Genomic DNA, 9,522 nt, shown 5'->3' with positions numbered 1-9,522 from the left:
GCTCTTGGAAAATCCAATCCGGATTCAACAATAGATGTAGAAAGCAAAACATCATATTGTCCGTCGTAGAAAGAATTCATGGTTTGTTCAAGATCTCTGGATGACATTTTTCCATGTGCTATAACAATCTTCAGTTCTGGTATTTCTGACCGCAGAAAGTCATAGCATTTCTCTAAATCCAATAAACGCGGACAAACATAAAAACTTTGACCACCTCGATAATGTTCTCGCATCAAGGTTTCACGAACAACCAACGGATCAAAAATTGAAATCGAAGTCCGGCAAGGAATACGATCTATGGGCGGTGTGGTTATCAAAGATAACTCTCGAACTCCCGTCATTGCTAACTGCAAAGTGCGCGGAATTGGAGTTGCAGAAAGGGTCAATACATGTATATCAGTTTTGATCTCTTTCAATTTCTCCTTATGCTTTACACCAAAATGTTGTTCCTCATCTATAATTAACAATCCAAGATTAGAAAATTTGATTGCAGGATTCAGTAATGCATGAGTACCAATGATAATATCTATTTTTCCTTCTGCAAGCTCCTGCTTGCATAACGACACTTCTTTCGCTCTGACAAATCGTGAAATACTGGCTATACGAAGTGCAAAATCCTGAAAACGTTCAGAAAATACACGCAAATGCTGTCGTACAAGCAATGTCGTTGGCGCGATAACAACAACTTGTAAGCCATTCATTGCAGCAACAAAGGCAGCTCGAAGCACTACTTCTGTTTTTCCAAAACCTACATCACCACAAATCAACCTATCCATAGGATGACCACTGGAAAGATCCTGTAAAACGGCTTCAATAGCTTTTTCCTGATCTTCAGTCTCCACATAAGGAAATCTTTGTACAAATTTTTTATATAAATCTTGAGGAACAATCAAAGAAGGAACTTTGTGAATCGACCTTTTTGCAGCAATATCAATAAGTTGCTGTGCCAAGTCTTCAAGGCGTTTTTTCAATTGTGCTTTACGAGCTTGCCAAGAAACGCCCCCTAGCTTATCCAACAAAACAGAAACATCTTCTGCACTATAGCGTGATATAAGATCGATATTCTCAACTGGCAAAAACAATTTGGCATCATCATCGTAATGCAATTCAAGACAATCATGAAGTGTCCCCGCAACTTCAAGACTACGCAAATGAACAAAACGCCCTATACCATGCTCTGCATGAACGACAATAGTTCCTTCTTCTATAGAAGTTGCTTCAAAAATAGCATTAGCAGCAGATTTTCGACGACGAGAGCGACGCATAATGCGCTCTCCTAAAATATCTTTCTCGGTAATAAGAAGAATTTTTTTTGTCTCAAATCCTGCGTCAAGAGAAAGAACTGTTGTCGCTATTTCACCTTTTACAAGAGAATCCATCTCTGCCAACAAGTTGATTCTTTTGGTTTTTTCCAGTCCATCTTCAGCAAGTAATTTTAATAAATATTGCAAGGATCCTTCTGAGAAAGCAGAAATGAGTACTTGTTTTCCCTTTCGATTTTGATCTGCAATATAGGCAATCAAACGATCGAATCTACCAATGGATTCAGCATTATCCCGTAATTCCTTTTTTTCTGAAAAAGATGGAATCCAAGATTTTCCCGAACGCACATTGAGAGAAATAACGTTATTTTTTTCTGTTTCTTGTTGATTAAAGGGAGTGATAGTAACGAGATTCCGAGAATTTTCCAGCATCGCGTTAAATTGTTGACAATCTAGATACAATTTTTCTGGTAAAATGGGTTTATATACGGATGTATTATCTTTAATGGAGAGATGTTGTGATCTTGCCTCGTAATAGTCTTGAATCCATTGGGAACGTTTTTGAACAGCATCCTTTACAGTAGAATCTGTCACCACACAAAAATCGGCAAAATACGTAAAAACCGTCTCTAGATTATTATAAAAGAAGGGAAGCCAGTGCTCTACTCCAGGATATCGACGCCCTGCAGAAACAGAAACATACAGAGGATCTTCTTGAGTGACTGCCCCAAAATTCAACAGATAATTTTCACGAAAAAGGCTGATAGTTTGAGGAGTAAGTATGACTTCACTCAAAACATTAATCACGACAGAAGAAATGTTCCCGATCGTACGCTGACTTACAGAATCAAAAAACCGAAGGCTTTCCAGGTTATCCCCGAAAAAATCTAAACGTATCGGATGTTTTTTGGTGGGGACATATAAATCAAGAATACCACCGCGGACTGCATATTCACCAACTGCATGAACGATATCAACACGTTGAAAACCATTGGTTTCCAATCTTTCTATCACTTGCGTCATACTGATCTGATCTCCAGATCGTATCCGTAACTTATAATTCTCTATAACATCCGGATTGAGAAAACGATACATCAGAGCACTCACTGTTGTTAGTATAATGCTCACCTTTTTTTCTTTAGTACGGGCAGCTAAATGTGAAAAGCAAGAAAGACGACTAGCAACAACACGAGGCGAAGGTGATACTCGATCGTACGGAAGACAATCCCAGGCAGGTAAAATAAAAGTTTTAATTTCAGGAACGGTAAACGCAAGAATCTTTTTGAGATTAAGCAAAGAGCGTTCATCAGAACTTATATAAACAAGAGAAGACCCAGAGCGAGCCATTTCTGCAAGTAAAAAACCTTCTGTACCAGAAACAACGTGAGAAACGATTTGTTTTTTACAAGATGTCGTACCAATTTCTGCGACATCAGATCCAAAAATCATTCATATTTCCCTAAAAAAAGCTTTCACCAGAATTCAAAGAATAAAATGTTGGATATATCTTATCAAAAATAGGTGTACGGAGATGCTCAGGTATTGGCTCCATCCCTGTAAACCACTTAAAAAGATTTCCATCGTCTTCATCTAAAAGAGATTCAAGCATATCCAGTTCGACTTCACTGAGATTTGCAATTTCTCTGTCTGTAAAACGTCCTAAAATAAGATCCATTTCACGCGTTCCTCGCCGCCAACAACGATAGACAATACGACGACAACGCAAATTCATGTTTTTACTGATTAGGGGCATAATAAACCATATAATGACTCTACTTCCTACTAAAACTTTGGTATAACCTCCTCAATATTTCTTGTCACATAATATTTTCATAACCGTATAAAAAAATATGCGCCCTTCTTTTCTCAATCCCCTTTTCGCCCCTCTTTCTACTCTTCGTGGTGTGGGACCCAAATCTATTTTACATCTCTCTAGAATCATCAATTCTGGCGATTTTCGTGAAGCTCAGTTTATTGATCTATTGTTTTATTATCCTTCTTCATTAATTGATCGAAGATATCGTCCAAAAATTTCCGAAATTTATGACGAGACAATCGTCACAATAACCGGCACAGTGATACAACACAGTCCTCTAACATTCGGAAAACAACACCCCTATAAAATTCTACTAAGCGATGGAACAGGCGAAATAGCATTGTTTTTTTTCCATAGAAAAACCGAATGGCTTAAAAAAATGCTTCCCAAAGGGAGGGTAATTACGGTCACAGGACAAATCAAAAAATTTAATAAGAGCCTTTCTATTATTCATCCTAACTATATTCCCCACAATCCCCACGACGAAAAATTTCCTATTATTGAACCAGTTTATTCCTTGCCTTCCAAGTTATCATCAGATTTTTTCAAAAAAATCATGATAGAAGCACTTTCAAGACTACCTCCTTTAACGGAATGGTTAGAAAGAAACTTCTTACAAAAGGAATCTTTCCCCTCCGTAGCAGAAGCCTTTCAAAAAGTGCATCATCCCTCTGATGAAAAAGATCTTGATTGGCAATCTCCAGCCAGAAAAAGACTAGCTTATGATGAGTTCTTGGCTGGACAAACCGCGTTATTGCTGATACGCGAAAAGCTTAAAAAAGAAATTGGTATCCCTGTACGAGTTAATGGGAAAATTTCTCAAAAAATATTACAGAATCTCCCCTTCTCTCTAACAGAGAGTCAAAAATCAGCCATAAACGACATCCTCAAGGATATGTCTCAAACAAAACGAATGTTGCGTATTCTGCAAGGAGATGTCGGATCAGGAAAAACACTCGTTGCATTGATGGCTATGGCTGCAGCTATAGAATCAGGCGGACAAGCTGTTATTATGGCTCCTATTTCCATATTGGCACTGCAGCATCATGCATGCATCAAAAAATATACCCAAGGATCCGGAATTAAAATTGATATTTTGACAGGAAATATGCCTCAAACCGAAAGAAAAATGGCATTAAAACGCATTGCCAGCGGTGAAGCACAACTCATTATCGGAACCCATACATTATTTCAGGATGCCATCCAATATCATAGATTGATTTTGGTAGTTGTTGACGAACAACATCGCTTTGGCGTACAACAACGTCTGAAGTTGACAAACAAAGGAACATCGCCTCACGTCCTACTTATGACTGCGACGCCTATTCCTCGCACCCTGGTGCTTGCTGCTTTCGGCGATATGGACACCTCAAAGATCCCAGAAAAACCCATAGGCAGAAAACCCATTACGACAGTTGTTGTTCCTATTAGCAGAATTAATAAAATCATTGAAAGGTTGAAATATGTTGTGTCTCAAGGGAAAAAGGCTTACTGGATATGTCCTCAAATAGAAGAAAAAGAGGAATCAATGCTTTCTTCGGTTATTGAGCGTTTTAAAAGTCTTCAAAAATATTTTGCACCAAATATCGGTTTAATTCATGGTCGCATGTCGGATGCCGAAAAAGAATCAATTATGAATTCTTTTAAAAGCGGAACAATTAAACTTTTAGTTGCAACAACTGTGATTGAAGTTGGCATCGATGTTCCAGATTCTTCAATTATCATAATAGAAAATGCAGAGCGTTTTGGCCTTGCACAACTTCATCAGTTGCGCGGACGGGTCGGACGTAGCGAAGAAGAATCGAGTTGTGTTCTGCTATACCATCTTCCACTAGGAAAGACTGGTCATGCAAGATTATCCATCCTGCGAAAAACAGAAGATGGCTTTCGAATTGCTGAAGAAGACCTTAAACAAAGAGGAGAAGGGGAAATTCTCGGTATAAAGCAATCTGGTATGCCAAAATTTCTTGTGGCTAAGCCTGAGTTACACGGCGACTTATTGGAAATGGCACGTAAAGACGCTCGAAATCTCCTTCAAAAAGATCCACAACTCACCAGCACAAGAGGAGTTGCTATACGAACACTCCTATATCTCTATCGATATAACGAAGTGTTGCAATTCCTTGCCCCAGGATAGAATAATAAAAAGAGAAAATTGACGTCAAAATCTTTATTGACATTCGGATGTTTTGTCATCCTTAGTAGTATATTCTGGGATAATAAGCCCACCAGATATAAGCATTTTTGCAGAATCCTCAGCAGTCATATCAAGCATAATGATTTTGCTCCGAGAGGTAAAAACCAGCATTCCAGCGGTTGGTAACGGTGTTGGTGGAATAAAAACGGTCACCATATCATCTTGACCTTTTTCAGAAAATTTTTCCTTTAATTCTCCTTGAACATCTGTTGTAAGAAAACAGAGTGACCAAATTCCAGGACTAGGATATTCTATAAGACACGGACGTTTAAAAGAAACTGCATTCTCTTTAAGAATAGTTTGGACAATTTGTTTTGTGCTTTTATAAAGACCCCGTACAACTGGTGTATGATTTAAAATACTCTCACTCAGAAAAACAACATATCTTCCTATGAGATTCTTCGCAGCAAATCCGACAATGCTTATAAAAATTACTGCGATTAAAAGCCCTAATCCAGGTATAGCAAAATTAAAATAATACTCTGGATTATAGCGCATAGGAATATAGGGCGTAATAAAACCATCAATCCAATTAATTAAGGACAACGTTAACCAGATAGTGATCAGAACTGGTGCACATATAATGAAACCAGTTAAGAAATTGCTTCTTACTTTCATAACCAAAGATGAATAAATCGTTTTATTCTGCATGTAAAAAAAATCCCTAATCCTATTATTAATGTTTTTTTTCACAAAGTAAAATAACACATATGTCACTCTACAGTTACCGACTTTGCCAAATTACGAGGTTGATCTACATCTGTTCCCATAAATACAGCTGTGTAATACGCAATAAGCTGAATTGGTATAGAAAAAACAATTGGCGATACCATATCTATTATATTTGGAAGGACAATTGTTTCTAAAGTTGAAAAATTTTGACTCTCCACCCCCTGTTCATCCGTTATAAATACAATACGCCCACCACGAGAAGATACTTCTTGTATATTGGATAAAGTTTTTTGAAAGAAACGATCATAAGGGGCTATCGCGATCACAGGAACCCCTTCATCAATCAGAGCAATTGGTCCATGTTTTAATTCACCTGCAGCATAACCCTCAGCATGGATATAGGAAACCTCCTTGAGTTTCAATGCTCCTTCTAAAGCTAAAGGAAAACTAGAACCTCGCCCAATATACAATAAATTACGATATTTTGCCAATTCATGGCATAATCCCTCTACTTTCGAATAAATTGTTTGAAGAATATCAAACATCACACGAGGAATTTCAATGAGAGAGCTAACCAATGCCTGCTCTTGCATCAAATCAATTGTACCCCTTGCCCTTCCGGCAGATATTGCCATAGCCAAAAGAATTAAAAGTTGACAGGTAAAAGCTTTCGTAGAAGCAACACCTATTTCTGGACCTGCCTTAATTGGAAATACGAAATCAGATTCTCTAGCAATACTTGATTCCAGAACATTAACTAAAGATCCAATCTTCAAACCTTTGTCACGCATACAACGCAACGATGCCAGTGTATCTGCTGTTTCACCAGATTGAGAAACAAATAAAGAAGACCATCCCGGTGAAAATAAAAAATCTCGATAACGAAATTCAGAAGCAAAATCTATTTCAATTGGTAATCTTGCTAGGCGTTCAAACCAAAACTTTCCTACCAATCCAGCCAAATAAGAAGTACCACAAGAAGAAATGCTTAAACCGGCAAGGTTCGCAAAATCATATCCAAAAACATCTGGAATAATAGTATTACAGGAAAAATTAACATAGTGACCCAAAACGCGAGAAATTGCTTCTGGTTGTTCATAAATTTCTTTTTCCATAAAATGACGATACGATCCTTTTCCAACCAAAAAGGGAGTGATTTGAATAATCTGACTTTTACGTTTTACCTCAATATCCTGCGAATCGAAAATCGAAACCCCAGAATTACTGATAATAGCCCAATCACCATCTTCCATATACGTAATCTTGTCGGTAAAAGAAGCCAATGCTACAACATCTGATCCCAAAAACATCTCGCCTTGTCCATGTCCTACAATCAAAGGTGGTCCTTTACGTGCTACTATAATCGTATCAGGAGCATCTTCAAAAATTATGGCCAAAGCATATGAACCCATCAAGCGATTCAGCGTCGCCCTTACTGCCTCTTTATTGTTGAGACCATCTTTTTTAAACTGCACTAGAAGATGTACAATGACTTCCGTATCAGTTTCAGTTGCAAAGATTCTACTGGGATCTGAAAACAAAAGTTCCTTTTTAAGAAGCGAAAAATTCTCAATAATACCATTATGTGTAACAGCTATACCATCAATACAATGTGGATGCGCATTTTCCTCATTAGGGACACCATGCGTTGCCCAACGGGTGTGCGCAATCCCTATATTACCTTGTAACGGATTTGATTTTAAACTTTCCTTTAATACAGAGAGTTTTCCCTTTGCACGAAGGCAATGAATTTTCCCATTATGAATTGTTGCTATTCCAGCAGAATCATATCCACGGTACTCCAAACGTTTTAATCCTTTAAAAAGACGTTCCGCAACCAATTCTTTCCCGACAATACCAACAATTCCACACATCTAAAAATCATCCTTTATTCACCTAAAATATGATTATCCTAGGTAACTGGCAGAAGAAACACTTCTTGTGATAAGTATCAAAAATTAATTTTTTGAAAAAAATCTTATATAAGCAATATTTTTCCCCTGTATCGACAAGTACTTTTTCCTTTGTAACCTGACGAGCCCTATATTATATCTGGGATTCTTTCCTATATCAGCGAGTTCTGTTGTCCTCTGCACTCTAACGAGCCCTGCCAAATATCTAGGATTTTTTTCCCTGTATCGGGGAGATCTTTTTTTCCTTTGTAACCTGACGAGCCCTGCCAAATACCAGTGAATCTTTTGGAGTGTTTTCTGTGACAACACTTCCAGAAGCTATATAAGAACCTGATCCTATAGAAATGGGGGCAACAAGAGAGGAATTTGAACCTATAAAAGATTCGTCTCCTATTATCGTCTGATATTTATGAAGACCATCATAATTACAAGTAATAGAACCCGCTCCTATATTAACATTTGTGCCTATCGAACTATCACCAAGATAGCTAAGGTGATTGATCTTACTCCCCTCTCCAACAATCGTTTTTTTGATTTCACAAAAATTGCCTATTCGTGCATTTTGTCCTATTTTTGAACCTTCTCTCAAGCGCGCAAAGGGTCCAATTAAGGCACCTGCAGAAATATGAACTCCTTCTAAATATGAGAATGACCTTATTCGCACAGACCTTTCTACGGTAACACCACATCCAAATACCACATGAGGTTCTATCACCGTATCTGGCTCAATGCATGTATCGTGCGATAAAAAAACGGTTTCGGGAACAACCATCGTAACACCAGATAACAACATCTTGCGACGGCAATGCGACTGCCAAGTGTTTTCAATGATAGAAAGTTCATAACGATTATTACAGCCAGAAACTTCTTCTTCTTCAACCTCAATACTCGTAACACTTCCACCGCAAGATCGTGCTATTTCAATAATATCCGTCAAATAATATTCCTGAGTTTTATCATTCTTTTTTATTTTCGAAAGCCAATCCAGAATGTGCAAACCATTAATAGCCATTAATCCGCTGTTACAATAACGAATTTTTTTCTCCTCATCACTAGCATCTTTTTCTTCACGAATAGAGATTAGTTCATCACCTTCTGTCAGTAGACGTCCATAATTTTGTGGATTATCTGTCTTGAAACCAATAACAGAAATAGAAAAGCCTTCTGTAATCTTATCAAGAGCTTTTTGTAGCGTACGACTTGAGATAAGTGGCACATCGCCATACATGACAATCACATCATCATAACCCCTCTCTATAGCGGATTTAGCAGAAAGAACGGCATGTGCAGTGCCTTGACGTATATCCTGCGTAAAACACTCAATGGAAAGTTCTTTTTTACGAGCAGCACACATAACAGATTCAACATAATCACCAAGTACTAAGGCGACATCACTAATATCCGCCATAGCTATCGTCTCCATAACGTGGGTAATCATAGGCTTTCCAGCCACTTTATGCAGGACCTTGGAAAAAGAAGAATTCATGCGCCTGCCATTACCAGCAGCAAGAACAATAGCAAGACATTTGCGTTTCATAAGATGGTCTCCATTGCGTTTCATAAGATGGTTTCCATCCCAAAACAAAATAAGCCTCAAAAGTAAGTGCGAAAATTTCACCATGAAAAGAAAAAACATCTTCCCAAAAAGGCATATCTTTCCTC

The 9,522-nt window shown here is 37.9% G+C and carries 6 protein-coding genes; 1 reads left to right on the top strand and 5 read right to left on the bottom strand.

Going from position 1 to position 9,522, the window contains the following annotated elements; translation table 11 throughout:
- Positions 1-2,711, bottom strand: a 2,711-nt coding sequence (locus H0G72_RS02520) for a transcription-repair coupling factor (RefSeq protein WP_182017218.1), incomplete at its 3' end; no start/stop codon positions are given.
- Between the two features lie 10 nt (positions 2,712-2,721).
- Positions 2,722-3,015 (bottom strand): succinate dehydrogenase assembly factor 2, encoded by a 294-nt coding sequence (locus H0G72_RS02515; RefSeq protein ID WP_220456084.1) that lies wholly within the window; start codon positions 3,013-3,015, stop codon positions 2,722-2,724.
- A 97-nt stretch (positions 3,016-3,112) separates the two neighbouring features.
- On the opposite strand from H0G72_RS02515, the gene recG reads away from it, so the two are divergent.
- Positions 3,113-5,215: an ATP-dependent DNA helicase RecG gene (recG, locus tag H0G72_RS02510; RefSeq protein WP_182017217.1), complete on the top strand. Its 2,103-nt coding sequence runs from the start codon at positions 3,113-3,115 to the stop codon at positions 5,213-5,215.
- A 33-nt stretch (positions 5,216-5,248) separates the two neighbouring features.
- Here the strand turns inward: recG and H0G72_RS02505 are convergent, their stop codons facing one another.
- The 3 genes from H0G72_RS02505 to glmU form a co-directional block, all read right to left on the bottom strand.
- Positions 5,249-5,926 carry a DUF502 domain-containing protein gene (locus tag H0G72_RS02505; protein WP_182017216.1) on the bottom strand — a complete coding sequence of 226 codons (678 nt, stop codon included), beginning with the start codon at positions 5,924-5,926 and terminating at the stop codon, positions 5,249-5,251.
- Positions 5,927-5,988: 62 nt separating this feature from the next.
- Complete coding sequence (gene glmS, locus H0G72_RS02500) at positions 5,989-7,821, bottom strand: glutamine--fructose-6-phosphate transaminase (isomerizing) (protein WP_182017215.1); 1,833 nt, start codon at positions 7,819-7,821, stop codon at positions 5,989-5,991.
- A gap of 244 nt (positions 7,822-8,065) precedes the next feature.
- Complete coding sequence (glmU, locus tag H0G72_RS02495; protein WP_182017221.1) at positions 8,066-9,397, bottom strand: bifunctional UDP-N-acetylglucosamine diphosphorylase/glucosamine-1-phosphate N-acetyltransferase GlmU; 1,332 nt, start codon at positions 9,395-9,397, stop codon at positions 8,066-8,068.
- Positions 9,398-9,522 lie beyond the last annotated feature (125 nt).

Origin of the sequence: Candidatus Liberibacter sp. (assembly GCF_014048425.1) — a bacterium.
In the GTDB taxonomy this organism is placed as follows: Bacteria; Pseudomonadota; Alphaproteobacteria; order Rhizobiales; family Rhizobiaceae; genus Liberibacter.
The sequence above is the reverse complement of the archived record's forward strand: the minus strand, read 5'-3'. Positions and strand labels throughout refer to the sequence as shown.